This window comes from Thiobacillus thiophilus (assembly GCF_055378705.1).
This window is the reverse complement of sequence record NZ_AP042404.1, coordinates 2,314,994-2,339,838: the sequence shown is the minus strand read 5'-3', so window position 1 is coordinate 2,339,838 and position 24,845 is coordinate 2,314,994. Positions and strand designations below refer to the sequence as shown.

Below are 24,845 nucleotides of genomic sequence, written 5' to 3'. Positions count from 1 at the left end.
TTTATTTTTTCGTCACATTGCCACAGCCCGGTTGGCACAGGCATTGCACGTAATGCAAGTAATCAGGCAACCCCTCGCCAAGGAGCGCAGCATGAAACTGCAATTCGGTAAAAACCAACTGGTTCTCGAACTCAGCGCCTCGCCCTTCGCCTGGTTTCACGGCCAGACCGAGCGCATGAGCCTCACCAGCCTGTCACTGCTGTTCGTGCAATTTTCCCTGTTTGCACACCAGCCCGCCGCCTGATGCAGGTCGGTCGATCCACCCGCGTGAGCATCAACCTGTCTCGTTCGCCGCTGGGATTTTTCAGCGGCAGCACCTACCGCATGTCGATGTTCAGCCTGACGCTGCTGTTCATCGAATTCCGGGTGCTGCGGCGGAGCACGCCCTACTACACCTGACCGCCAGGCTGCTGGCGGGGGATTTCCAGTACCGCCTCCAGGCCGCCTGCCGCACGGTTCCTGAGCTTCACTTTCCAGCCATGTGTTTCCGTCAGCTGGCGCACAATCGCCAGCCCCAGCCCGGTTCCGCCCGTAACCTGCGAGCGGGAGCTCTCCAGCCGGTAAAACGGCCTGAATACCTTTTCCATCTGGTCGTCGGGGATGCCGGCGCCGGCGTCGCGCACGGTCACCCGCACCCATGTATCCGAACATTCCAAAGCCAGCTCGATGGGCGTGCCGCCGCCATAACGCTGCGCATTCTGGATCAGGTTGGATACGATCCGCCGCACCGCCAGCCGCGCCACCTCGACCTCGCACGGCGCCGCGCCCGCCCATGGCAGACCCGCATCGGCCACCACCTCCTCCAGCAGTTCCGCAAGATCGAAGCGCACCTTCGTTTCGGTCTGCGTGGTCCGTGCCAGTTCCAGATAACCGGTAATCAGCCTGTTCATGTCGGCCAGATCGGCTACCGCGCGGTCGATGCGCGCAGGGTCGGGCGCATCGCGCAGCATTTCCAGATTCAGCTGCAGGCGCGTCATCGGAGTGCGCAGGTCGTGCGAGATGCCTGCCAGCAAGGTGGTGCGGTTATCCAGCAGATCGCGCACTTCGGCCGCCATGGTGTTGAAACGGCGTGCCAGTTCGGCGAGTTCGGCGGGGCCGGTTTCCGGCAAGGGCTCGGGTAGCTCGCCCGCACCCACCTGGCTGGCCGCCTGCGCTGCGCGCGCCAGCGGTACGGTGATGCGGCGCACCAGAAAAAGGGCGGTCAGCAGGCTGAGGAACGTGCCCAGCGCAACGACCGTAGTCGCGGCCAGCGGCGGCTTGACGGCATAGCGGTCGGGGAAGAAGCCGACCCGCAGGTCGTGCCCGCCGACCGGGATATCCAGCCACGCCGCCACGGTTCCCGGCACTCCACGCAACACAATGGTTTCACCCACGCGGCGGCTCAGCGCGGCTTCGATCTGGCTGCGGAACGCAAACTGCGGCGCATCCACGGTCGCCCCGATGTCGGCGGTGGTCAGGCGCAGGCCGTGACGGCGCGCCAGTTCGCGCTCGAACGCCGGACGCGTCTCGGGCGGCAGTTCCACCCAGGTCTGCGCCGACAGCACAACCAGGCCGGCCAGGTCGTCGGCCGAGCGCTCCGCCACCGGGATGATCAGGGTGCGGGTCACTACCCAAAACGCCGCCGCCTGGAACACGACGAAGGCCAGCGCCAGCGTCAGCGCGGTGCGGACGAACAGCGAGCGGGTGATGGACTTCATCGCTGGCCCCATTCCATTTCAAAACCGGAAAGATCGCGAAGGCAAGCCGAAGACAGTACCCACTGCACGGCGAGACGTAGCCGACAAAGAGATTTCCGGTTTTGAAATGGAATCACCCCTTGCCCTGCGGCACGAACAGATAGCCCTGCCCGCGCTGGGTGCGGATGTAGGCCGGGTTGGCCGGATCGTCCTCGATTTTCTTGCGCAGACGATTCACCCGCACGTCGATGCTGCGGTCGAACGGGTCGCGCTCGAAGCCGCGCAGCTGGTCCATCAGCCAGTCGCGCGACAGCGCGCGGTTGGCGTGGGTGACGAAAATTTCCAGCAGTTCGTACTCACTACCGGTCAGTGGGATTTCCACACCGTCGCGGCTGAGCGTGCGGGCGTCGAGATTGGCGCTGAATGGGCCGAAATGCACCAGCCGGGTGGTTCCGGCCGCCGCCGGGGCAGCTGCCCCGCCGTGCCGGCGCATCACCGCACGGATACGCGCCAGCAGCTCGCGCGGATTGAACGGCTTTGGCAGGTAATCGTCGGCGCCGACTTCGAGACCAATGATGCGGTCGATGTCCTCGCCCTTGGCCGACAGCATGATGATGGGCGGAAATCCGGGCTGTGCGCGCAGCCGCCGCGCCACCGACAGGCCGTCCTCGCCCGGCATCATCCAGTCGAGCACCAGGAGGTCGGGTAGCCGGGCGGCGAGCAGCCGATCAAGCGAAGCCGCATCTTCCGCGGTCGCGACCGCATAGCCATGACCCGCCAGGTATTCGGCCACCAGTTCGCGGATGCCGGGGTCGTCGTCGGTTACGTAAATCACGTTTTTTTCCATGCGGCAACTATATCAGCGGCAACAGGGTGCCATTCCCTTCCCGGTTACACACTGTTACAAAATCGCTCTTGCGTGAAACAGTGCACTTACTTCTCTCAACCAGACTGCGAAGCATGGAAGCGAAGCAGCAACCATAGAAATGGAGACCACGATGAACACACGACAACTTTGGATTTCTGGACTGGCCGCACTGGGACTGGCCCTGGCCGCCCCGGTTCAGGCCGCCCCGGACTTGATGGATGACGCGTTCATCGTGGCCAAGCGCGACCGCGGTGACGAGGTTCGCCCGGATCGGCGCGATGCCCGCAAGGACGAGCGCCGCGCCTCCAGGCACGAAGCCGGGACCGAGGAGCCGCAAGGCTACGGCTACGGCTATGGCTACGAACGGCGCCGCCAGAAACAACCGCAGCAACCTGAAGAGGGCAGTCGCCCCCGCGACCGCCGCTGAACCCGACTGACTTGAAGCAACCAAGGAGAGTAAAGATGAAATCACGCGCCCTGAACACCACCCTGATCGCCGCACTACTTGCTGCCAGCGGCGCAGCGCAGGCCGGTCCCGGCCGTGGCAACGGCGACGGCTTTACCGCCCGCGCCCAGGTTCTGGCCAGCACGCCGGTCTACGAGACGATCAACGAGCCGCGCCGCGAGTGCTGGACCGAAACCGTCGGTTACGAGACGCAGAGCTATCGGGAGGGCAACAACGCCGGCGGCGCGATTCTCGGCGCCATTGCCGGCGGCCTGATCGGTTCCACCGTCGGCAAGGGCGACGGCCGGGTTGCCGCCGCCGCGGTCGGCGCCGCCACCGGCGCCGTGGTGGGCGACCGCTTGAACGACGGCGGCACCCGTTACGAATCGCGGCCGCAGCAGGTGGAACGCTGCCGCACCCAGGACAACTTCCGCCAGGTGGTCAGCGGCTACGACGTGCGCTACCGCTTCCAGGGCCGCGAATACAACACCCACCTGCCCTACGATCCGGGCAGATGGGTGACCCTTGATGTGCGTTTTTCCGTGGCCGAGGACCAGCGCAGCGAGCGCTGGAACAGCAGCCGCAACAAGTGGAACGACTGACGCTCAGCCTGGCAGCCTGTCGGACCTGAAACCTGAAAGGAGAAGTGTCATGTTACGCATCCTTCTGATTGCAACCGCCCTGCTGGCCGCCTCCGGCAGCGCCCTCGCCCACAATGACCGCACTTATGGCCGCGTCATCGCCGTCGAGCCGCGTATCTCGGTCTCGTTTGGCACGGGCTACCACGATGGCTTCCGCGTGCTGGTCGAATCCGGCGGCTCCCGCTACTGGACGGACATGCCGCACCACCCTGGCCGTGCCATTGTGCTGCCGCCGCCGCACCGGGTAACGTATGTGCGGCATTACCGCGATTACGGTTACCGGGATTACGGTCGTGGCTGGGATGACCGCGGCCGGAAAGACCAGCGCGACAACTGGCGCGAGGATCGTCGTGAACACCGTAGCGACCGGCGCGACCAGCGCCGCCACGGCCGCGATTAGACAGGCGATGGGCCCAGGGTTTCCCGTGCCCATTCGTATGTTCAAGCGGCCCGGGGGCGATTACGCGTGATGCACGACGAACGCAACTTCGGTGGTGAAGTTACCGACGCCGCGATGGCTGGTCGGGGTCCAGCCTGAACCCTTGAGGTAATGCGTCAGCTCGCGCGTCATTGCCGGGTTGCCGCAAACCATCACGCGGTCCCGTTCGGAATCCGCCGCGGGCAGACCAAGGCGTTGCGACAGCACGCCGGAACGGAACAGGTCGCCACCGCGCTCGGGTACGGGGAAAGGCTCGCGCGTCACCGTCGGCACGTAATAAAGCTGGGGGTTGTCCAGCGATTCGATCTCGTCGCGGTAGGCCAGCTCGACAACTGTGCGCACCGAATGCACCAGCACCACGTTCTCAAAACGGGCATAGAGTTCAGGATCGCGGATCAGGCTCATGAACGGCGCCAGCCCCGTGCCGGTGGCCAGCAGGTACAGCGTGCGTCCCGGCAGCACATGATTGAGCGTGAGCGAGCCGGTGGCCTTGCTGTTGACCCACACGTTGTCGCCGGGGCGGATATGGACCAGCTGGCTGGTCAGCGGCCCGTCCGGCACGTGGATGCTGAGGAATTCCAGATGATCGCGGTCGGCGGTGGAGACGATGGAATACGCGCGCGCCACCAACTTGCCTTCGCGCTTCAAGCCAATGGTGACGAATTCGCCGTTCTCAAACGTAAAATCCTGCGGACGGCTGAGCGTGAAGCTGAAGGTTCTGGCCGACCACGGCCGTACCGACTGCACCGTTTGTTCACTGTAAGGCATGATTTCTCCCGTGTTCCGCTGCTGTTTCCATGTACCGCACAGGGCACCCAGCTGATTCGACGGCACGAACAGGACACAGTTCCAGCACAATACGAAGCCAGGCGCTTCTCAATCTGCTCATCTTTCAACCAGGGCAGGCGTCAAGGCGACAGCCAGCAGAACAACAGGCCATCCGGATTCATGAACACACTCTTCTTGAAAATCAGATCGATAAGCAAATCCCTTTGCAAGGATAGACGCCTATGGACGTCCGTGCAGGGGCTGTGCCCATGACACCGCCAAGCCGCCGGGCCACTTACGGCTTGTCCGTCTGAAGCCGATCGCGCCACGCTGCCACCGCGGCCGCCCGTGCCTGGAAGATGGCTTCCCGGATGCGCGCCGGGTCGGCGTTGCGCGCCACCTCGGCGGCATCGATCGCCTGCGCGGCCTGCAGCGCCTGCCGCAGGTAATCCGGCTCGGGGAAAGGCTTGTCCGGATAGCCTGGCCGGCCGCGGAAATCGCACTCACACGCTTGCAGGAATTCCTCGAAGCGCTCGGGGCGGCGGAAAGCGTCGAGCCGTTCCAGTAGTTCGACGAGGGTGCCGGGACGCAATTCCAGCGCGCGGTGCGCATTGCCATGATCACGCGCCACCGCAACGGCGAGATCGCGGCAATCGGCAGGCACGCGGATGCGTTCGCTCAGCGCGCGTACCAGTTCGGCGCTTTTCGCTTCGTGGCCGTGGTGCCGGGGCCAGAGTCCGGGAGGGGTGACGCCCTTTCCGAGGTCGTGGGTTAAGGCTGCGAAGCGCACCGGCAGGCTGAAGCCCTGCCGCGCCGCCCAGTCGACGACCAGCATGGTATGCACGCCGGTATCGATTTCGGGATGGTGCTCGGGCGGCTGCGGCACACCGAACAGGCGGTCGATTTCGGGAAACAGTCGGGTCAGCGCGCCGCAGTCGCGCAGCACCTGGAACATGCGCGATGGCTGCGCGTCCATCAGGCCGCGCGCAACTTCCTGCCACACCCGCTCGGGCACCAGCGCATCGATTTCGCCGTCATCCACCATCTTTCGCATCAGCGCATGGGTTTCCGGTGCCACGGTAAAGTCGGTGAAGCGGGCGGCGAAACGCGCCACCCGCAGGATGCGCACCGGGTCTTCGGCAAAAGCTGCGCTGACGTGGCGAAAGGTTTTGGCGGCCAGGTCGCGCTGGCCGCCGTAGGGGTCGATCAGGGCGCCGGCCTCGTCCTCGGCCATCGCGTTGATGGTGAGGTCGCGCCGCCGCAAGTCCTCTTCCAGCGTGACTTCCGGCGCGGCATACACCTTGAAGCCCTTGTAGCCATGGCCGGACTTGCGCTCGGTGCGCGCCAGCGCGTATTCCTCGTGGGTGTGCGGGTGCAGGAAGACCGGGAAGTCCTTACCGACCGGCTGAAAACCCAGCGCCAGCATATCGTCGGGGGTGGCGCCGACGACGACGAAGTCGCGGTCGGTCACCGGCAGCCCCAGCAAGCGGTCGCGCACGGCGCCGCCGACGATGTAGGTTTTCATGGCAGCGGGCGCCCTCAACGACGGGCGTTTTCGCGGTAGCCCTCGTACCGCGCGCGCGGCGTGTCGGCGCGCAGGTATTCCGGCGCGATGGCTTCGAGCGCTGCCGGCTGGAAATCGAACACCGACGGCCAGCCGCCGCTGCAGACGTTATCCACGCACATGGCAAAGAAATTGTCGCGCGTCATCAGTTTTTTGCCGGGCTTGAATTCCATTGCCCAGGCCTGCAGGTAGGAAAGCAGGTCCCCCAGCGGGACGATTCTGCGTGGCTTGCCGATGACCTCGCCCACGTAGCTCACCAGCTCCTGCAGGGTATAGGCCCTGGGGCCGCACAGGTCGTAGGTCTGGCCGTAGGTCGCGAGATTGTCGAGGCTGTCGGCATAGGCGCGGGCGACGTCGTCCACGTGCACCGGGGCAAAGTGCGCACCGGCACTCGCCAGCGGCAGCATCGGGAAAACCTTGAGCAGACGCGCGAACATCGACAGAAAGGAATCGCCGCGGCCGAAGATCACCGATGGCCGGAAGATCGTGACATCGAGACCGTAGCCGTGGATAAACTTGGGGCCGTTTAAATACCAGTTTTCGTGCTCGATGTGCTGCATCGCGGCCTCGCGCACCAGCGCTTCGCCGATGCCCTTGGAGCGCTGGTAGGCCGAGCGTGAATTGGGGTTGGCGCCGAGCGCGCTCATGTGCAGCAGACGGTGCACGCCCGCCTCGCCGCAGGCGTGGACGACCTTGCGCGGCAATTCGATGTGGGCTTTCTGGAAGTCGCCGCGGCGGGCGCCCGGCAGGTCGATACGGCCGACCTTGTTTTCGTGCAGGATGCCAACCAGGTTGATGACCGCATCCATGCCGCGGAAGTGGCGGATGAGTTCCTGCTGATCGTGCACATCGGCCTCGATCACTTCCACCGTGGGCAGCAGAATCAGCTCCTTGGACGTTTCGCGGCGGCGGGAAAGTACGCGCACCTGGAGACCGCGCGCGGCGAGCTGGCCGACGAGATGACTGCCGACAAAGCCGGACCCGCCTAGGATGCAGATGTGTTCAATTTTCATGGTAAGGGGTGCTTCAAATATGAGGCGTTGCCGATTTTAGCCCGGATGCTTCGTCAATCGATGTCTCCGGATTAGTCGCCCGCCTGCTCGACTTCCAGCGCGGCGTCAGGGTCGGGGGTGGAGTCTGCCGGGGCTTTGCGCGGCGGCACCGTGCCCAGCCGTTCTGTCAGCAGCACCGATGGCTGGCCGAAACGCGCCGCGTAATACATGGCATTGCTCATCACCTTTTTGACGTAATCGCGCGTCTCGGCAAACGGAATCGACTCGATATAGACCGCGGCTTCCATCGGCCGGCTGTCGCGCCAGCGCTGCGCGCGTCCCGGTCCGGCATTGTAGGCGGCGGTGGCGAGCACCGGCGAACCGTCCAGGCTGGTTTGAACGTACTTGAGGTAATACGCGCCGAACTGGATGTTTTTTGCCGGATCCTGCATCTCGCGCGGATGGAAGCGCTTGATGCCGAGCTGTTTTGCGATCCAGCGCGCAGTCGCCGGCATGATCTGCATCAACCCGGACGCGCCGACGCCGGAACGCGCGACGTTGATAAAGCGGCTTTCCTGCCGCATCAGGCCGAACACCCAGGCTTCGTCGAGTTCGTTTTCGCGCGCGGCCTTTTGTGCCAGTTCGCGGTAAGGCGCCAGAAACCGCAATTCGAAATCGTGCAGCTCGCGGGTGCGCTCGGCGGTGTTGATGGCGCGGTCATACCATTCCATGCGCCGTGCCAGTTCGGCGGCTGCCAGCAGCTGGGCGTCTGAAAACGCCTGCACCGTCCAGTTCCACTCCTGGCTGGCGTCGCTGCGCAAGCCGAGTTCATACAGGGCCAGTGCGCGCGCAATGCCGGGCTGGCGGGCAATGGCCGCGACGTCGTCGCCACCCGTCTTGATGTTGGTAACCGGCGCCTGCATCACCGGGCCGAGCTCTTCCTGCGCCAGCTGGCCGTAGTAATGATGCTCGCGCGCCAATACAAGAAGCAGCGGATTCGCCGCTGCGCGCTGGCCGGCAGCCTGCAAGGCGCGCGCGCGCCAGTAGCGCCAGACGGGCAGCGTGCGAGTGGCTTCGCCCATGCTCTCGATCGCCCGCAGTACGGCTGGCCAGTCCCCTGCACGCAGTGCGGCGCGCGCCCACCATTCGCGCTGAAAGTCGTTGGTCGCCGCCACACCGGCCTGCTGAAACCATTCCAGGGCAACCGCCTCATGGCGGCGCGCCGCCCAGGCGGCGAGATGCGCCCAGGCCGCTTGCAGCTCCTCCGCGGTGAACTGCGGCGCCCACTTCCGCAGCGCCTGCACCGCCTCGCTGGAACTGTGCCGGGCAAGCTGATCGAGCGCATAGAGCGCGATTTCGCGGTCGCCGCGCCTGCCGGAATCAAGCCGTCCGGATTTCAGCAAGCGTCCGGGATCGCGGCTGGCCAGATCGAACAGCGCCGCGGCTGGACGCTGTCCTGTCGGCAGGGCATTGGCCACCGTCCTGGCAACGCCGGGGTTACCCGCTTCCAGCGCCAGCCGGATGCGCCGCCAGACGTCTTCCTGGCCGATCAATCCGGCCCCGATCAGCTGCTCGAACAAGGGCGTGCAGGCCGATGGCATGTCGCGCCCGGTAAACCACACGGTCACCGCCTCGCGCAAATGGCTGCGATTGCCCAACGCCCATTCGGCACGGTAGGCATAACACTGGTGCGCGGCATCGGGTTTGACGAGGCGCGGATACCCGGCCAGATAGGCCGGCCACGCCTCACGCGCGCCGAGCGATTGCAGCCAGTCGGCGCGTAGCGCTTCAGCCATGCGGCTACCGGGGTAGCGCGCCAGAAAATCGGCAAGACGCGCATCTTCGGTGCGGCTTGCCAGCATCAGGCGCCAGTATTCGACATAGGGTGCCAGCACATGATCGGCCGGGACGTCGCGCGCCGCACGTTCCAGATTTGCCGGCTTGCGCGCGGCAAACGCCTGCTGCGCCTGCAGCACGGCGGTGTCGCCCGGGGCCGCCTGGACGGTTGCCGCAGACAATGCGCCCAGCAGCAAAAAAACGAAAATTCGAAGCATGATACGAGAGTAGCATGCAGCCCGCACGCACCGCCCGAGCAAGACCCATCGTGGCGGCGGCAAGGTTCACTCCAGCGCCAAAAACGCCGGATGCGTACTATATTGACTGCACCTTATTCGTTTTTCAAGGAGCCCAACATGACCCCCAACGTCGGCAACATCGACCGCATCATCCGTATTCTTGCAGGCATTGCGCTCATCGCCTGGGCGCTCATGGGAGGGCCGGTATGGGCCTGGATCGGCGTGCTGCCACTCGCCACCGGAGTATTCAAATTCTGCCCCACCTACAAGTTGCTCGGCATCAACACCTGCGGCCTGAAAAAGTAAGGCTCAGGCCAGGAACAGCTTGTAAGCCGGATTGCGGGACTCGTCCCAATAACGATAGCCCAGCCCGTCCAGAAATTTCTGGAAGCCGGGCTTTTCCTTTTCCGGCACCTGAATGCCGACCAGGATGCGTCCATAGTCCGCACCGTGGTTGCGGTAGTGGAACAGGCTGATGTTCCAGCCGCGGCTCATGCTTTCCAGAAACTGCATCAGTGCACCGGGGCGCTCGGGAAATTCGAAGCGGTACAGCACTTCGTTGACCGCCTCCGGCGCGCGCCCGCCGACCATGTGGCGAATGTGCAGCTTGGCCATCTCGTTGTCGGTGAGGTCGAGCGCTTCCAGCCCATGGCGCTGCAACAGCTCGACCACGCGCGCGCCCTCGCCCGCTCCCGGCACCGACAGGCCGACGAACACGCGCGCCGTTTTGGGGTCGGAATAGCGGTAGTTGAATTCGGTGATGTTGCGCGCGCCCAGCAGGCCGCAGAAGGCCTTGAAGCTGCCCGGCGTCTCGGGAATGGTCACCGCCAGCACCGCTTCCCGCTTCTCGCCGAGTTCGGCGCGTTCGGCGATATGACGCAGGCGATCGAAGTTCATGTTGGCGCCGGAGGCCACCGCGACCAGCGTCCTGCCCTTGAGCCGGTCGCCAGCGATCGCGGCCTTCATCCCGGCGATCGACAGCGCGCCGGCCGGTTCCAGGATCGAGCGCGTGTCCTCGAACACGTCCTTGATCGCCGCACAGATCGCGTCGTTGTTGACGCGGATGATTTCGTCGACATACAGCTGCGCCAGCCGGAAGGTTTCCCTGCCGACCGTTTTCACCGCCACGCCGTCGGCAAAAATGCCCACGCGCGGCAGCGTGACGCGCTTGCCCTTGCATAGCGAGCGCGCCATGGCGTCGGCGTCCTCGGGTTCGACGCCAATGATCCTGATTTCCGGCCGCAACCGCTTGATATAGGCCGCCATGCCGGCGATCAGCCCGCCGCCGCCGACCGGAATGTAGATCGAGTGGATCGGGCCGGGATGCTGGCGCAGCAACTCCATCGCCACCGTGCCCTGCCCGGCGATCACGTCGGGGTCGTCGTAAGGGTGAACGAAGGTCGCTTTCGCTTCCCTGGCCAGCGTGGTGGCGTGGGCGCAGGCTTCGTCGTAATTGTCGCCGTGCAGGATCACCTGCGCGCCGCGCGCGACCACCGCGTCGACCTTGATCCTGGGCGTGGTGGCCGGCATCACGATGATCGCCGTCACCCCGAGCTTTTGCGCGGCCAGCGCCACCCCCTGCGCATGATTGCCGGCCGAGGCCGCCACCACGCCGCGCGCAAGCTGGGCCTGCGTGAGCTTCGCCATCTTGTTGTAGGCGCCACGACACTTGAAAGAAAACACCGGCTGCAGGTCTTCGCGCTTCAGCAGAATCTGGTTGTTGAGACGCCGCGACAGATTGTGGGCCACGTCGAGCGGCGACTCGATCGCCACGTCGTAGACGCGCGAGGTGAGGATGCGTTCGAGGTAATCGTCAGGTGGGCTCATGGCGGCAGGGGGGTGCGGGGTTTGTAAAAAAGGAGCGATGCCGCTATCTTAGCCGGCTGCAACCCAATCGACGAAAACATCATGAATCAGGACGAAATGAAGCAAGCCGTGGCACGCGCCGCGGTGGATTATGCCAAGGGCGGCATCATCGGGGTAGGCACCGGTTCGACCGCCAACTATTTCATCGATGCGCTGGCCGAAGTGAAGGGCCGCATCGACGGCGCCGTGGCCAGCTCGGAAGCCACCGCCGCCCGCCTCAAAAGCCATGGTATCCAGGTGCTGGACCTCAACAGTGTGGGCGAACTCGAAATCTACGTCGATGGCGCCGACGAGATCACCGAGCACTTCGCCATGATCAAGGGTGGCGGCGGCGCGCTGACACGGGAAAAGATCGTGGCGGCGTGCAGCAAGCAGTTCATCTGCATTGCCGACGAGAGCAAGCTGGTCGGCGTGCTGGGCACGTTCCCGCTGCCGGTCGAGGTGATTCCAATGGCGCGCTCGTATGTGGCGCGCGAACTGGTGAAACTCGGTGGCCAGCCCAGATTGCGGGAGGGCTTCACCACCGACAACGGAAACCTCATTCTCGACGTACACGGCCTCTCGATCGTCGATCCGGTATCGCTGGAAACTGCGATCAATCTCATCGTCGGCGTGGTCACCAACGGCCTGTTCGCGCGGCGCGGGGCGGACGTGCTGCTGCTGGGAACAGAATCCGGCGTCAAGACCTACAAGAAGTAATTACTGGGCTTGCGAGGGGTCGTCCTCGGGTTCCTGCTTATCGGCGGGAACCCGATATTTCTCGGCCGCCCATTGTCCCAGGTCGATCGTTTTGCAGCGCTCGCTGCAAAACGGCTTCCAGCGATTCTCCGCTGTCCATTTCACGGCCGCACCGCATATCGGGCAACTGACAACGGGTAGTTTGGTAGCGGGCTTCACAGGGTACAGAAGGTCAGGTCAAAATCGATCGGCCCGGCGGTGCAGGCGCGCAGCTGCCCGGATCCCGCCGGCACGAAACGGATGTTGAGCATGTATTTGTTGGCGGATATCTCGGGCACACACGGCAGATTGTCGCCCAGAGCGACGCGGATCAGCTGAGGATTGCGCGCTTCGAGCATGCGCTGATAGTGGCCATTGTCTACATGCTGGATTTCGGGCTGGCCGCTGTCGCGCAGCAAGCCGAGCACGATGTCGACCGCGGCACGAATGGATGAAAATGGCGCCAGCCAGCACTGCAACTGCTGTATGCGTTGTTCGGCCGGTTGGTGCTGCCAGTAATGGTAGGACGGCAGGTCGAACTCGCACATCCCGCCCGGGATGGCCGCGCGCTGCCTGATGGCCATCAGCCAGTCGTCTTCGCGCAGATGCTGGCCGACTTTTCCTGGCAACTGATAAATGCCATTGTGCGCCGACTCGATCGCCGCCAGCACCTTTTCCAGCGTTTCGCCCTGCACATGCGGATTGCCGCGCAACGCCGCCAATACGGCTTTTTGCCGGTCCAGTTCCTGCAGCAGATCGGACTTGAGGTCGGCGCGCGCTGCCACTTCCGCCATTTCGAACAAGGACAGCAAGGCCGCATGATGCGCATGCGGATCGGGCGATGCGGCATAGGCATCGAAACGTTCGAACAGACTCTCCAGCCGCAGCAGGGTGCGGATGCGTTCGCTCAGGGGATATTCGTAATGGATCACGCCGCGACGCGTTGGTTCGGATGGGTCGATTGTCGCTGATTGAGATGGAAAATCAAGGCGGCGGCGCGCTGGCAAGGGCCAGATAACGCTGGTGCAGCGCAGCCACTTCGGCACGCAATGCCTCCGGCGTTGCGGTATTGGCGATGATATCGTCCGCCACCGCCAGGCGTTCGGCGCGCCCGGTCTGTGCCGCGAGAATGGCTTTTATTTCGTCATGTGCGAGTCCGCTGCGCGCCTTCACCCGCGCGATCTGCACATCTTCCGGGCAATCGACCACCAGCACGCGGTTCAGCATCTCCCGGTAGCCGCCGGTTTCCACCAGCAGGGGAATCACGACAAGCGCATAGGGTGCGGTCAACGTGGCGAGCATGTCCCCCACCACCCGCCGGATACGCGGGTGCAGGATGGCCTCGAGCTGACGCCGCGCCGCACTGTCGGCGAACACGCGGCGACGCAGGGCGGCGCGGTCCAGTGTGCCGTCGGCCTGCATCAGTGTCTCGCCGAACACCGCGCGGATCTCCTGCAGTGCCGCCCCGCCGGACGCGGTCAGGTCGCGTGCAATGACATCGGCATCGATCACCGGCACGCCCAGCGCGGCAAAGCAATCGGCGACGGTCGACTTGCCGGACCCGATGCCGCCGGTGAGGCCGACCGTGAACATCAGAATTGCGCGAGATAAGCCTGGGTCAGGTCGGCACCGAAGAACAGCGCCACCAGCCCGCCGCCGGCCAGATAGGGGCCGAAGGGAATCGGCATGCGCCGGTCGTGCTTCACCAGCACGATCATCGCGATACCGATCGCCGCGCCGACCACCGACGACAGCAATAGGGTAACGGGCAGCATCTGCCAGCCGAGCCAGGCGCCGATGGCCGCCAGCAGCTTGAAGTCGCCGTAGCCCATACCGTCCTTGCCGGTGACCAGTTTGAACAGCCAGTACACCGACCACAACACCCCGTAGCCGGCCATGGCGCCGATGACAGCATCCGGCAGGCTGGCAAAATATCCGTCCAGATTGAACAGCAGCCCCAGCCACAGCAGCGGCAGGGTAAGGCTGTCGGGCAGCAGGGTGGTGTCGAGGTCGATGAACGCCAGTGCGACCAGCGTCCACACCAGCAGCAGCGCGCCAAGCGTTTGCACGCTCACGCCCCACTTCCAGGCCACTGCCGCCGACAGTAGTGCGGTGAGCAATTCGACCAGGGGATAGCGCGCACCGATCGGTGCGCTGCACGCAGAACAGCGTCCGCGCAGCCACAGCCAAGACAGCAGCGGGATGTTTTCCAGCGCAGTGATCCGATGGCCGCACTGGGGGCAGGCCGAACGCGGCACGGCGAGGTTGTAAGGCCTGGATTCAGCAGGCGTTTCGCCACGCAGCTCGGCGCACTGCGCATGCCATTCCGCCTCCATCATTTTGGGCAGGCGATGGATGACGACGTTGAGAAAGCTGCCGACCAGCAGGCTGAATAAAAAAACCAGCCCGGTGAACAGGGCTGGTTCGGTGTGCAGCAGTTCCATCAGACGACCGAGCCCATCTTGAAAATCGGCAGGTACATGGCGATGACCATGCCGCCGATGAGTACGCCCAGCACCACCATGATGATCGGTTCCATCAGGCTGGACAGGGCCGCCACGGCGTCATCCACCTCGGCTTCGTAAAAATCGGCCACCTTGCCCAGCATGGAGTCGAGCGCGCCGGATTCCTCGCCGATGGCGGTCATCTGCAGCACCATGTTGGGAAAACGTCCGGAATTCTGCATTGCCTGCGTCAGCGCGGTGCCGGTCGAAACTTCGCCACGGATCTTTTGGGTGGCCTCGACGAATACCTGGTTGCCCGACGCCCCGCCCACCGATTCCAGCGCTTCGACCAGCGGCACGCCGGCGGCGAACATGGTGGACAGCGTACGCGTCCAGCGCGCGATGGTGGCCTTTTCGATCACCGCGCCGAAAATCGGCAGCTTGAGCATCACCCGGTCCATGAACATCTGCACCTTGCGCGAGCGCTTCCAGGCCTGCAGCAAGGCATAGATCCCGCCGCCGACGGCACCGAAAATTGCCCACCACCATTCGACGAAGAAGTCCGATATTGCCATCACCACCAGGGTCGGCCCCGGCAGATCCGCGCCAAAGCTGCTGAACAGATCCTTGAACGCCGGAATGACGAAAATCATGATGACGGCTGTGATGACGAACGCCACCACAATGATGGAAACCGGGTAAAACAGCGCCGACTTGATCTTGCTCTTGATACCGAGGATTTTTTCCTTGTAGATCGCCAGGCGTTCGAGCACGCCATCCAGAATACCGGCCGATTCGCCCGCACCCACCAGGTTGCAGAACAGCGCGTCAAAATACAGCGGGTGGCGCCCGAACGCCTGGGTAAGGCTGCTGCCCTTCTCGATGTCCGCCTTGATTTCCAGCAGCAGCCGCTGCATCGATGGGTTGGAATGCCCGCGCGCCACGATTTCGAACGATTGCAGCAGCGGCACCCCGGCCTTCATCATGGTCGCCAGCTGACGGGTGAACAGGGTGACATCCTTGTCGCTGATGCGCTTGCCGCTCGAAAACAGTGTGCTCTGTTTCTTGACCTTGGTGACGGTGACGCCCTGCCTGCGAAGCACGGAATTGACCACGGCTTCGCCGCCGGCCATCATCTGGCCTTTGACCTTCTTCCCGCGCTTGTCCATGCCTTCCCACAGGAAGGTGGCGTCCTTGACTGCCTTTACCGCTGTAGCCATACAGAAAATTCCTTAGACCTTAGATGTTGGTAACGGCCTCGACCTCTTCCAGCGAGGTGAGGCCTGCTTTCACTTTCAACAAGCCTGCCTGACGGAGGTCGCGTACGCCTTCGCGTCGCGCCTGGTCGCCAATATCGGATTCGTTACCGCCCTTGATGATGATGCGCGTCATGGCGTCGGTGATCGGCATCACCTGGTAAATACCTACCCGCCCCTTGTAGCCGGTGCCGCCGCAGATGTCGCAGCCCACCGGTTTATAGGGCTGCCAGGTCCCGTCCAGCTGGTCCTCGGTGAATCCGGCCGCCAGCAGGGCTTCCTGCGGAATGTCGGTCGGCTGCTTGCAGGAACACAGGCGGCGCGCCAGCCGCTGCGCGGTGATCAGGATCACCGAGGAAGCGACGTTGAACGGCGCCACGCCCATGTTCAGCAGGCGGGTCAGGGTGCCGGGGGCGTCGTTGGTGTGCAGGGTGGACATCACCATGTGGCCGGTCTGCGCGGCCTTGATGGCGATGTCGGCGGTTTCCAGGTCGCGGATCTCGCCGACCATGATGACGTCGGGATCCTGCCGCAGGAAGGATTTCAGTGCCGCCGAAAAGGTCAACCCGGCCTTGTCGTTGACGTTGACCTGGTTGATGCCGGGCAGCTGGATTTCCGCCGGGTCTTCCGCCGTCGAGATATTGACGTCAGGCTTGTTGAGAATATTCAGACAGGTGTAGAGCGACACGGTCTTGCCGGAACCGGTCGGACCGGTCACCAGCACCATGCCGTAGGGACGCTGCACCGCGTTCAGCAGCAGTTCCTTCTGCCACGGCTCGTAGCCCAGCGCCTCGATCCCCAACTGCGCGCTGGCTGGGTCGAGAATCCGCATGACGATCTTTTCGCCATACAGCGTGGGCAGGGTGCTGACCCGGAAATCGATGGCACGGCTCTTCGACAGCACCATTTTCATGCGGCCGTCCTGCGGCACGCGCTTCTCCGAGATATCCAGCCGCGACAGCACCTTGATGCGCGAGGCCACCTTGTCCTTGATCGCCATCGGCGGCTGCGCTACTTCGGACAGGATGCCGTCACGGCGGTAGCGGATGCGGTAGTATTTTTCGTAGGGCTCGAAATGGATGTCGGATGCACCCTGATTAATGGCGTCCAGCATGATCTTTTGCAGATAGCGCACCACCGGCGCATCGTCGATTTCGATGCCGCCAGTATCCTGCTGGGCAGCGGCGGCACTTTCCTCGTCGGCGAAATCCAGATTGAGTTCCTCGGTATTCAACACCGCCATCGTGTTGTCGTCTGCCTCACCCGCTTTCTGGATCAGCTTGCCGAGCTTGTCGTCCTCCACCACCATTGGTTCCACTGCCTGCCCGGTCTGGAACTTCACTTCGTCCAGCGCCTGCAGATGCGTCGGGTCGGAGGTCGCCACGTACAGCTTGTTGCCCCGCTGGTACAGGGCAATCACGCGCCGTTTTTGCACCAGCTTCGGATCGAGCACCCCTTGCGGCAGGTTCTCCACATCCATGGCATTCAGATCGAGGAAAGGGTAGCCGAACGAGATGGCCGCGAATTCGGCGACCTGGTCGGCCTTGAAACGCTTTCCCTTGATCAGCTCGGTCACGAACGATTCACCCGACTGGCTGGCGCGCTTCCATACGCCCTCGGCATCGTCCTCGGACAGCCAGCCATGGTTGACCATGGCGCGTGCCAGTCCGGTTAAATTATTGGTGTTTGTCACAGCAGCCATTAGCTCGGTTCCAGACAAGTCCAGCATCAGGTTATTCCTCACTCGCCGAAAAGCGGCGAATGGGCGATCACAGGCCTTAACGGCGATCTTTCGCCTAAATTGAGGTGTTTCCGGACGAGCCGGCATCGGATGGCGGCGGATAGATGCGCGCCATCTTCACTGCCCGATCCTGTGTCTGCACGATTTCCACCGGCACGCCGCCCAGTTTGATGCTCACTCCCGCCTCGGGAATGTCCTCGAAATGCTCCAGCAGCAGGCCATTCAGTGTCTTCGGACCGTCCAGCGGCAACGACAGGCCCAGCTTGCGGTTCAGATGGCGCAGCAGGACGGAGCCCTCGGCCAGCCAGCTGCCATCCGCTTCACGCCGCAGGTAACCCGTGTCCGACGGCGCCTGCGTGGTGAATTCGCCGACCATTTCCTCCAGCAGGTCTTCCAGCGTCACCAGTCCCTGCAGCTCGCCGTATTCGTCGACTACCAGCGCCAGGCGGCGACGGCCGCCCTGGAAATTGCGCAACTGGGTAAACAGCGGCGTCCCCGCCGGAACGAAATAGGGCTCCTCGAGATTTTCCTTCAGGGTCTCAGGATCCAGTTCCTCGCCGGCCAGCGCGTGCAGCACCCGCCGCACATGCAGCACGCCGAGCAGGTTGTCGGACGAGCCCGCATGCACCACCAGCCGGGTATGGTGGCTGGTGGAAATCTGCTGGCGTAGCCGCTCGGGGGCGTCCTCGATATCGATCGCCTCAATCTGGTTGCGCGGCGTCATTACATCGTCGACGGTGATGTCTTCCAGTTCCAGCAGATTCACCAGGATCCTGTGGTGTTCGCGCGGCAACACCCCGGACGATTCCAGCACGATGGTGCGCAACTCCTCCAGGCCGAGACGGCTGCCGTGCCCCGGCTCGGGCGGTTTGATCCGCAACAGCCGCAGGATGCCATGCACGAACAGGTTGACGAACCAGACCACCGGATACGTCAGCTTGAGCATCGGCATCAGCACATACGCGGCCGGATAGGCGACGCGCTCGGGATAGGACGCGCCGAGCACCTTGGGTGTGACTTCGCTAAACACCAGGATCAGGAAGGTCAGCAGCAGCGTCGCCAGCGACAGCGCAAGATCCGATTCGCCGAACAGACGTATGGAAATGATCGTCGCCAACGTCGCAGCCGCAATATTGACCAGATTGTTGCCGAGCAGAATCACGCCCAGCAGCTTGTCGGTCTGATTCAGCAGCGACAGCGTCAGCATCGCGCCGCGGTGGCCGGTTTCTGCAGCATGGCGCAGCCGATAGCGGTTGATCGCCATCATGGCGGTTTCGGATGCGGAAAAGCAGGCCGACAAAAACAACAGGCCCGCGAGCAGGCCGAACAGGGTATCGATAGAGAGGGCTTCCAAGGGCTATTCCCGAAAAAAGCGGCGCAAAGGCGCCGGTGGGCGGAATTCAGCGCCCAAGCAGCACTTCCATCACGAACTGGGTCCCCAGATAGGCCAGCAGCAGCAGGATAAAGCCCGTGATCGTCCAGACCAGCGCCGTGCGCCCGCGCCAGCCGCGGAAATGCCGCCCCGCCAGCAGGCCGCCGAACACCAGCCAGGACAGGATGGCGAACACGGACTTGTGGGAGAACTGCAAAGGCGTTCCGAAGAGCTCCTCCGAGAAAAACACGCCGCTGAACACCGCCAGGGTCAGCAGCACGAATCCGACGCCGATGGTCCTGAACAGCATTGCTTCCAGCGTCAGCAGCGGCGGCGCGCCGTCCTGCATGAGCGCGCCGCGATGCAGCTGCTTTTCCAGCATGGTCATCAGCACCGCATGCAAGACCGCTACGGCCAGCAGGCCATAGGCGAGAAAAGACACGACCAGATGCGTGCGCAGCGCCAGTGCCTGCGAGTCGGGAATGGCATGGGTGGCGGGGGAAAACGCCATGACCAGCACCGACACCGCCGCCAGCCCGCTGACCCACGACTGCAGGCGCGCCAGCGGCGTACTCTGGCTCGTCAGCCAGTAGGTCAGCGCGGTCAGCCACAAAATCGTCGACAGGGAATTGCCGAAGCCGAGCCGGATATCGCCCTGTCCCAGCATCGACTGATAAATCAGCGCGCCGTGGGCCAGCAGGGCCAGCGGCAGCAGCCAGCGCACCGACGTGGCGGGCGAGGGGCGCCGCAGGCGCCAGGCCACCCAGCCATACAGCGCGCTCACACATAAAGTAACCAGCAATAGTGGAGACATTCGTTAAAATGGAACTCTGAATTCAGCCAGCCCCATTATCCACGCCGCCCATAGCGGCAACAAGGAAGACGTGTTAAAGAACCGCCATGCTAGATAATCTAAGCGGACGCCTCGCCGGCGTCGTCAAGTCCCTGCGCGGACAGGCGCGCATCACCGAAGCCAACGTGCAGGACACGTTGCGCCAGGTGCGCCTGGCCTTGCTGGAAGCCGACGTCGCGCTGCCAGTGGTCAAGGACTTCATCGAAGCGGTGAAGACCCGCGCGCTGGGCCAGGAAGTGCTCGCCAGCCTGTCGCCGGGCCAGGCGCTGATCGGCATTGTCCACGAAGAGCTCACCCGCCTGATGGGCGGCGAAAACGCCGACCTCAACCTGGCCGCCACGCCGCCCGCCGTGATCTTGATGGCCGGCCTGCAGGGCTCCGGCAAAACCACCACCAGCGGCAAGCTCGCGCTGCTGCTGAAGAACCGCAAGAAAAAAGTCCTGCTCGCCTCCGCCGACGTCTACCGTCCCGCCGCCATCGACCAGTTGCGACAGCTCGCCACCCAGCTCGACGTCGGCTTTTTCGAGGCAGGCGACGAGCGCGACCCCCTGAAAATCGCGCAGGCCGCGCAGGAGCATGCGCGCCGCCAGTTCTATGACGTGCTGATCGTCGACACCGCCGGCCGGCTGGCAATCGACGAAGCGATGATGAATGAGATCCGCGCGCTGCACGCCACGGTCGATCCCGTCGAAACCCTGTTCGTGGTCGACGCCATGCAGGGCCAGGACGCGGTCAACGTCGCCCGCGCCTTCAACGAGGCACTGCCGCTCACCGGCATCGTGCTGACCAAGCTCGACGGCGATTCGCGTGGCGGCGCAGCGCTGTCGGTGCGCCACATCACCGGCAAGCCGCTCAAGTTCATCGGCGTCGGCGAAAAGCCTACCGGACTGGAAGCCTTCCACCCCGAGCGCATGGCGCAGCGCATTCTCGGTATGGGCGACGTGCTCTCGCTGATCGAGCAGGCGCAGGGCTCGGTCGACATGGCCGAGGCCAGGAAGCTTGCCGACAAGGTCAAGAAAGGCAAGGATTTCGACCTCGAGGACTTCAAGTCGCAAATCCAGCAAATGCGCAAAATGGGCGGTCTCTCGGCGCTGATGGACAAACTCCCCGGCGCCGGACAAATGGCCGTGCCGGCGGGCGCCGACGACAAGTCCGTCAACCGGCTGGAGGGCATCATCAACAGCATGACGCCGCTGGAACGCCGCAAGCCCGACATCATCAAGGCCAGCCGCAAGCGCCGCATCGCCACCGGCGCCGGGGTGCAGGTACAGGAAGTCAACAAGCTGCTGAAGCAGTTCGAGCAGGCGCAGAAGATGATGAAAATGATGGGCAAGGGTGGCATCTCCAAAATGATGCGCGGCATGAAAGGCATGCTGCCCGGAATGCGGTGATGCCGGCACACTGGCAAGTCGGGGATTTTTGGGTATAATTCCCGGTTTTCTCCGTTTACCCAGTGGGTTAAATCATGGTCGTTATTCGTCTTTCGCGCGGCGGCGCTAAAAACCGCCCCTTCTACAACGTGGTGGTGGCCGATTCGCGCTGCCGCCGCGATGGCCGCTTCATCGAGCGCGTCGGCTTCTACAATCCGGTCGCCGCTGCGGGCTCCGAAGCGCTGCGCCTGGATCAGGAACGCATCAGCTACTGGACCGGCAACGGCGCACAGCTGTCCGACACCGTCGCCCGCCTGGTCAAGCAGAACAAGTCCGCTGCCGCTGCCTGATTTCAATCGGGACAGCAGGGCCGAGATACTTGAGCCAAGATAGCGACTGGATCGTGATGGGGCGCATCGCCGCCCCGTTCGGCATCAAGGGCTGGGTCAAGGTCCAGACCTTCAGCGACGACCCGGCAACGCTGATGGATTTTGAATCCTGGCGCGTCGGACGTGGCGAGCAGCAGGTGCATTACGCCGTCGAGGCCGTCCAGGATCACAGCAACACCCTGGTCGCCAAACTGGTCGGCATCGATGATCGCGACGCGGCGTACACCCTGCGCGGCCAGGAAATCTCGGTGGCGCGCAGCGACTTGCCGCCGCCGCAGGAAAACGAGTTTTACTGGTCGGATCTTATCGGTCTGAAAGCCGTCAACCGCGAAGGTGTCGAACTCGGGCGGGTGGACAGCCTGCTGGAAACCGGCGCGCACGACGTGCTGGTCGTCAAGGGAACGCGCGAACACCTGATCCCGTTCGTCGCGGCCTTCGTCGGCAAGGTCGACGTGACAGGCGGCCAGATCGAGGTGGACTGGGGCGAGGATTACTAAGATGGAAGGGGTGCGCTTCGATGCCGTCACCCTCTTCCCCGAGATGTTCGATGCCGTGCTGGATTACGGCATCACCCGGCGGGCGCTGGATCGCGGGCTGTACCGGTTCAAGTCGTGGAATCCGCGCGACTTTACCGACGACCCGCACCGCACGGTGGACGACCGCCCCTACGGCGGCGGCCCCGGGATGCTGATGCAGGCCGAGCCGCTGGAGCGCGCGCTGAACGCCGTGCAGCAGGATCTGGCCAGCGAGAACTTGACGCCGTGGGTGGTGCATTTTTCCCCCCGCGGGCGTCCGCTGACACACCAGCGGGTGATGGAACTGAAGGAAGCCGCGCTAAACCAGAATCGCGCACTGGCTTTGCTGTGCGGGCGTTATGAAGGCATCGACGAGCGGCTGTTGCAGCGCCGCGTGGACGAGGAACTGTCGCTCGGCGACTTTGTGCTGTCGGGCGGCGAATTGCCCGCGCTGGCGCTGATGGATGCGATCATCCGCTTGTTGCCGGGCGCGTTGAACGACGCCGATTCGGCGCTGGAAGATTCCTTCGCCAACGGCTTGCTCGACTGCCCCCACTACACCCGTCCCGAAGTCTGGCAGGGGATGGCGGTGCCGGACGTGTTGAAAAGCGGCAACCACGCCGCGATCGCCCAGTGGCGGTTGCAGCAGAGCCTGACGATCACGGCGACCCATCGCCCCGATCTGCTGGCGAAGCGCGGCTTGTCGAAGCAGGAACAGGAACTTCTCGCGGCGCACCCGCCCGGTGCGCCGCGGAATTAAAGCGGTACGGAACCCCGTGCCATGTGAAACGGCGTGACGTCCGCCCGGCAGTCCAAACAGACCCGGTAGCGCACCTCTCCCGCCAGATGCAAGGAAACATCATGAACATCATCGAGCAGCTCGAACAGGAAGAAATCGCCCGCCTGGACAAAACCCTTCCCGACTTCGCCCCCGGCGACACCATCGTCGTCCAGGTGAAAGTGAAGGAAGGCGCCCGCGAGCGTCTTCAGGCCTATGAAGGCGTCGTTATCGCCAAGCGCAACCGCGGCCTCAACTCCGCCTTCACCGTGCGCAAGATCTCTGCCGGCGAAGGCGTCGAACGCACCTTCCAGACCCATTCGCCGCTGGTCGCCAGCGTCGAAATCAAGCGCCGCGGCGACGTCCGCCGCGCCAAGCTGTACTACCTGCGTCAGCGCTCCGGCAAGTCCGCCCGCATCAAGGAAAAGCTGCCCGCCCGCAAGGTCAAAGGCGGCACACCCGCTGTAGCTGCCGAATAAGCAGTCTTCCAGCCGCAACGCAAAACGCCCGCTTCATGCGGGCGTTTTTGTTTGTGCGGGGCGCTAAAATGCGGCATGCCTATCTACGATGCCATTCTGGGTGCGCCAGCCTGCCACCTCGGCGCGATCTTTACCGGCGACGCCCTGACACGGCTGGACCTTCTGCCCCTCGACACGCCCGCCACCGGATATACCAGCGGGCATGTCCGCCAACTCGCCGACGAACTGGAAGCCTACTGGCACAATCCCGCCCACACTTTCGACCTGCTCTTCGTACCGGCCGGCACGCCGTTTCAACTGCGGGTGTGGCACGCGCTGATGGCCATTCCTGCCGGGCAGCCGGCGACCTATGGCGCGCTGGCGAAACGGCTCGGCACTGCGGCGCGCGCGGTCGGCCAGGCGTGTGCTTCGAACCCCCTGCCCATCCTCATTCCCTGTCACCGTGTAGTGGCGGCGAACGGTCTGGGCGGCTTCATGCATGCCTCCAGCGGCGCGCCGCTGGATGTGAAAACCTGGCTGCTGGCGCATGAACAACGCGCTGATTGACCAGTTCTGCGATCACCTGTGGCTGGAAGACGGGCTGGCCAACCTGACGCTGGCGGCTTACCGGCGCGACCTGAAGACCTTTGGCGCCTGGCTTGAAAAAGAACGCAGCCATGCGCTAAATGCCGCCGCCACGGGCGATATCGAAGCCTATCTGGCGTGGCGCTTTGTCGGTCGCGCGCAACCGCGCAGCGCGGCACGCTACACCTCGGCGCTGAAGCGCTTTTATCGCTATCTGCTGCGCGAGAACCTGATCGCCTTTGACCCCACGCTCAATCTCGACAGCCCCAGGCTGCCGCGCTCGCTGCCGAAAACACTGACCGAAACCGACGTGGAACACCTGCTCGACAGCGCCGATACCGCCACCCCGCTGGGGCTGCGTGACCGCGCGATGCTGGAGACACTGTATGCCACCGGCTTGCGGGTATCGGAACTGGTGGGGCTGAAGCTGACGGCGGTGAACCTCAACGACGGCGTGCTGCGCGTCACCGGCAAGGGCAACAAGGACCGGCTGGTGCCGCTGGGGGAGGAAGCGGTGAATTGGCTCAGGCGCTACCTGGCGGAGTCGCGGCCGCTGCTGCTGGAAAGACAGCTTTCCGATGCGGTGTTTGTGACCGCACGCGGCGGCGGCATGACGCGGCAGGCATTCTGGTATCTCATCAAGCGGCATGCCCGCACCGCCTGCATCACCCGCCCGCTGTCGCCGCACACCCTGCGCCACGCCTTCGCCACCCACCTTCTGAACCATGGCGCCGACCTGCGGGTGGTACAGATGCTGCTCGGCCACAGCGATATTTCCACCACGCAGATCTACACGCACGTCGCGCGCGAACGGATGAAACAGCTCCACGCGCAGCATCATCCGCGCGGCTGAATTTATGGGTAAGCAATCCGCTCCATCAGGCGGTTGTAGCCCGGCTGACCGTCGAGCCGGCGCTGCCCTGTCCGTGCCGCCTCGACGTTGCCGGTGAACTAGCGACAGCGTGCGCGACGGTCACCTCGCCAGTTGAGGATCAGTTCTGCGCATCATATCCGGCCATCCATTTTTTCAGCC

The 24,845-nt window shown here is 63.9% G+C and carries 29 protein-coding genes; 14 read left to right on the top strand and 15 right to left on the bottom strand.

Going from position 1 to position 24,845, the window contains the following annotated elements; genetic code table 11:
- Nucleotides 1-91: 91 nt before the first annotated feature.
- Both ACZ41T_RS11520 and ACZ41T_RS11515 read left to right on the top strand, forming a co-directional pair.
- Nucleotides 92-244 (top strand): hypothetical protein, encoded by a 153-nt coding sequence (locus ACZ41T_RS11520; RefSeq protein ID WP_464921535.1) that lies wholly within the window; start codon nucleotides 92-94, stop codon nucleotides 242-244.
- Nucleotides 244-399, top strand: a complete 156-nt coding sequence (locus tag ACZ41T_RS11515; RefSeq protein ID WP_464921534.1) for a hypothetical protein — start codon at nucleotides 244-246, stop codon at nucleotides 397-399. Before ACZ41T_RS11520 ends, ACZ41T_RS11515 begins: the two co-directional genes overlap by 1 nt.
- Here ACZ41T_RS11515 and ACZ41T_RS11510 read toward each other — a convergent pair.
- On the bottom strand, nucleotides 390-1,697 hold the full coding sequence (locus tag ACZ41T_RS11510) for an ATP-binding protein (RefSeq protein WP_464921533.1): 1,308 nt from the start codon (nucleotides 1,695-1,697) through the stop codon (nucleotides 390-392). The two genes, ACZ41T_RS11515 and ACZ41T_RS11510, sit on opposite strands and share 10 nt — an antisense overlap.
- A 112-nt stretch (nucleotides 1,698-1,809) precedes the next feature.
- Nucleotides 1,810-2,523: a response regulator gene (locus ACZ41T_RS11505; protein ID WP_464921532.1), complete on the bottom strand. Its 714-nt coding sequence runs from the start codon at nucleotides 2,521-2,523 to the stop codon at nucleotides 1,810-1,812.
- A 151-nt stretch (nucleotides 2,524-2,674) separates the two neighbouring features.
- Here ACZ41T_RS11505 and ACZ41T_RS11500 point away from each other — a divergent pair, with 151 nt between their 5' ends.
- The 3 genes from ACZ41T_RS11500 to ACZ41T_RS11490 are packed head-to-tail and all read left to right on the top strand — an operon-like array spanning nucleotide 2,675 to nucleotide 4,030.
- A complete protein-coding gene (locus ACZ41T_RS11500; RefSeq protein ID WP_464921531.1) occupies nucleotides 2,675-2,971 on the top strand; it encodes a hypothetical protein in 297 nt (98 codons plus the stop codon).
- A 35-nt stretch (nucleotides 2,972-3,006) separates the two neighbouring features.
- Nucleotides 3,007-3,591 (top strand): glycine zipper 2TM domain-containing protein, encoded by a 585-nt coding sequence (locus tag ACZ41T_RS11495; protein WP_464921530.1) that lies wholly within the window; start codon nucleotides 3,007-3,009, stop codon nucleotides 3,589-3,591.
- Between the two features lie 49 nt (nucleotides 3,592-3,640).
- A complete protein-coding gene (locus ACZ41T_RS11490; RefSeq protein ID WP_464921529.1) occupies nucleotides 3,641-4,030 on the top strand; it encodes a hypothetical protein in 390 nt (129 codons plus the stop codon).
- Nucleotides 4,031-4,090: 60 nt separating this feature from the next.
- On the opposite strand, the gene ACZ41T_RS11485 is transcribed toward ACZ41T_RS11490, so the two are convergent.
- From ACZ41T_RS11485 to ACZ41T_RS11470, 4 genes are all read right to left on the bottom strand, one after another.
- Complete coding sequence (locus ACZ41T_RS11485) at nucleotides 4,091-4,837, bottom strand: ferredoxin--NADP reductase (protein WP_464921528.1); 747 nt, start codon at nucleotides 4,835-4,837, stop codon at nucleotides 4,091-4,093.
- Nucleotides 4,838-5,132: 295 nt separating this feature from the next.
- Nucleotides 5,133-6,362, bottom strand: coding sequence for a multifunctional CCA addition/repair protein (locus ACZ41T_RS11480; protein WP_464921527.1), 1,230 nt, complete (start codon nucleotides 6,360-6,362; stop codon nucleotides 5,133-5,135).
- Nucleotides 6,363-6,376: 14 nt separating this feature from the next.
- A complete protein-coding gene (locus tag ACZ41T_RS11475; RefSeq protein ID WP_464921526.1) occupies nucleotides 6,377-7,414 on the bottom strand; it encodes a complex I NDUFA9 subunit family protein in 1,038 nt (345 codons plus the stop codon).
- Nucleotides 7,415-7,485: 71 nt separating this feature from the next.
- Nucleotides 7,486-9,447, bottom strand: a complete 1,962-nt coding sequence (locus tag ACZ41T_RS11470) for a transglycosylase SLT domain-containing protein (protein ID WP_464921525.1) — start codon at nucleotides 9,445-9,447, stop codon at nucleotides 7,486-7,488.
- A 138-nt stretch (nucleotides 9,448-9,585) separates the two neighbouring features.
- Here ACZ41T_RS11470 and ACZ41T_RS11465 point away from each other — a divergent pair, with 138 nt between their 5' ends.
- Nucleotides 9,586-9,774, top strand: a complete 189-nt coding sequence (locus ACZ41T_RS11465) for a YgaP family membrane protein (RefSeq protein ID WP_464921524.1) — start codon at nucleotides 9,586-9,588, stop codon at nucleotides 9,772-9,774.
- 3 nt (nucleotides 9,775-9,777) lie between these two features.
- On the opposite strand, the gene ilvA is transcribed toward ACZ41T_RS11465, so the two are convergent.
- Nucleotides 9,778-11,295 (bottom strand): threonine ammonia-lyase, biosynthetic, encoded by a 1,518-nt coding sequence (gene ilvA, locus ACZ41T_RS11460; protein WP_464921523.1) that lies wholly within the window; start codon nucleotides 11,293-11,295, stop codon nucleotides 9,778-9,780.
- A gap of 81 nt (nucleotides 11,296-11,376) precedes the next feature.
- On the opposite strand from ilvA, the gene rpiA reads away from it, so the two are divergent.
- Nucleotides 11,377-12,033 carry a ribose-5-phosphate isomerase RpiA gene (gene rpiA / locus ACZ41T_RS11455; protein WP_464921522.1) on the top strand — a complete coding sequence of 219 codons (657 nt, stop codon included), beginning with the start codon at nucleotides 11,377-11,379 and terminating at the stop codon, nucleotides 12,031-12,033.
- Here the strand turns inward: rpiA and ACZ41T_RS11450 are convergent, their stop codons facing one another.
- The 8 genes from ACZ41T_RS11450 to ACZ41T_RS11415 all read right to left on the bottom strand — a co-directional run bounded on the left by ACZ41T_RS11450 (nucleotide 12,034) and on the right by ACZ41T_RS11415 (nucleotide 19,648).
- Entirely contained in the window at nucleotides 12,034-12,177 is a 144-nt protein-coding gene (locus tag ACZ41T_RS11450) for a DNA gyrase inhibitor YacG (protein WP_464921521.1), read from the bottom strand.
- 50 nt (nucleotides 12,178-12,227) lie between these two features.
- A complete protein-coding gene (zapD, locus tag ACZ41T_RS11445; protein WP_464921520.1) occupies nucleotides 12,228-12,983 on the bottom strand; it encodes a cell division protein ZapD in 756 nt (251 codons plus the stop codon).
- A 52-nt stretch (nucleotides 12,984-13,035) separates the two neighbouring features.
- A complete protein-coding gene (coaE, locus tag ACZ41T_RS11440) occupies nucleotides 13,036-13,644 on the bottom strand; it encodes a dephospho-CoA kinase (protein ID WP_464921519.1) in 609 nt (202 codons plus the stop codon).
- The gene (locus ACZ41T_RS11435; protein WP_464921518.1) at nucleotides 13,644-14,495 is read right to left on the bottom strand and encodes a prepilin peptidase; all 852 of its coding nucleotides are present in this window, start codon (nucleotides 14,493-14,495) and stop codon (nucleotides 13,644-13,646) included. Before ACZ41T_RS11435 ends, coaE begins: the two co-directional genes overlap by 1 nt.
- Nucleotides 14,495-15,715, bottom strand: a complete 1,221-nt coding sequence (locus tag ACZ41T_RS11430; protein ID WP_464921517.1) for a type II secretion system F family protein — start codon at nucleotides 15,713-15,715, stop codon at nucleotides 14,495-14,497. Before ACZ41T_RS11430 ends, ACZ41T_RS11435 begins: the two co-directional genes overlap by 1 nt.
- Before the next feature lie 19 nt (nucleotides 15,716-15,734).
- Nucleotides 15,735-17,453, bottom strand: coding sequence for a type IV-A pilus assembly ATPase PilB (gene pilB / locus ACZ41T_RS11425; RefSeq protein ID WP_464921516.1), 1,719 nt, complete (start codon nucleotides 17,451-17,453; stop codon nucleotides 15,735-15,737).
- Nucleotides 17,454-17,547: 94 nt separating this feature from the next.
- Nucleotides 17,548-18,846, bottom strand: coding sequence for an HlyC/CorC family transporter (locus ACZ41T_RS11420; protein ID WP_464921515.1), 1,299 nt, complete (start codon nucleotides 18,844-18,846; stop codon nucleotides 17,548-17,550).
- Nucleotides 18,847-18,892: 46 nt separating this feature from the next.
- Nucleotides 18,893-19,648, bottom strand: coding sequence for a cytochrome C assembly family protein (locus tag ACZ41T_RS11415; protein WP_464921514.1), 756 nt, complete (start codon nucleotides 19,646-19,648; stop codon nucleotides 18,893-18,895).
- A 116-nt stretch (nucleotides 19,649-19,764) separates the two neighbouring features.
- Between ACZ41T_RS11415 and ffh the strand changes: the two genes are divergently transcribed.
- The 7 genes from ffh (at nucleotide 19,765) to xerD (ending at nucleotide 24,665) form a co-directional block, all read left to right on the top strand.
- Nucleotides 19,765-21,108, top strand: a complete 1,344-nt coding sequence (gene ffh, locus ACZ41T_RS11410) for a signal recognition particle protein (protein ID WP_464921513.1) — start codon at nucleotides 19,765-19,767, stop codon at nucleotides 21,106-21,108.
- 74 nt (nucleotides 21,109-21,182) lie between these two features.
- A complete protein-coding gene (gene rpsP / locus ACZ41T_RS11405) occupies nucleotides 21,183-21,437 on the top strand; it encodes a 30S ribosomal protein S16 (RefSeq protein WP_464921512.1) in 255 nt (84 codons plus the stop codon).
- A 29-nt stretch (nucleotides 21,438-21,466) separates the two neighbouring features.
- A complete protein-coding gene (gene rimM / locus ACZ41T_RS11400) occupies nucleotides 21,467-21,973 on the top strand; it encodes a ribosome maturation factor RimM (RefSeq protein WP_464921511.1) in 507 nt (168 codons plus the stop codon).
- Between the two features lie 10 nt (nucleotides 21,974-21,983).
- Nucleotides 21,984-22,751: a tRNA (guanosine(37)-N1)-methyltransferase TrmD gene (trmD, locus tag ACZ41T_RS11395; protein ID WP_464923965.1), complete on the top strand. Its 768-nt coding sequence runs from the start codon at nucleotides 21,984-21,986 to the stop codon at nucleotides 22,749-22,751.
- Between the two features lie 101 nt (nucleotides 22,752-22,852).
- Nucleotides 22,853-23,248 carry a 50S ribosomal protein L19 gene (rplS, locus tag ACZ41T_RS11390; protein ID WP_464921510.1) on the top strand — a complete coding sequence of 132 codons (396 nt, stop codon included), beginning with the start codon at nucleotides 22,853-22,855 and terminating at the stop codon, nucleotides 23,246-23,248.
- A gap of 75 nt (nucleotides 23,249-23,323) precedes the next feature.
- Nucleotides 23,324-23,794, top strand: coding sequence for a methylated-DNA--[protein]-cysteine S-methyltransferase (locus ACZ41T_RS11385; RefSeq protein ID WP_464921509.1), 471 nt, complete (start codon nucleotides 23,324-23,326; stop codon nucleotides 23,792-23,794).
- Nucleotides 23,775-24,665, top strand: a complete 891-nt coding sequence (xerD, locus tag ACZ41T_RS11380; RefSeq protein WP_464921508.1) for a site-specific tyrosine recombinase XerD — start codon at nucleotides 23,775-23,777, stop codon at nucleotides 24,663-24,665. Before ACZ41T_RS11385 ends, xerD begins: the two co-directional genes overlap by 20 nt.
- Nucleotides 24,666-24,845 lie beyond the last annotated feature (180 nt).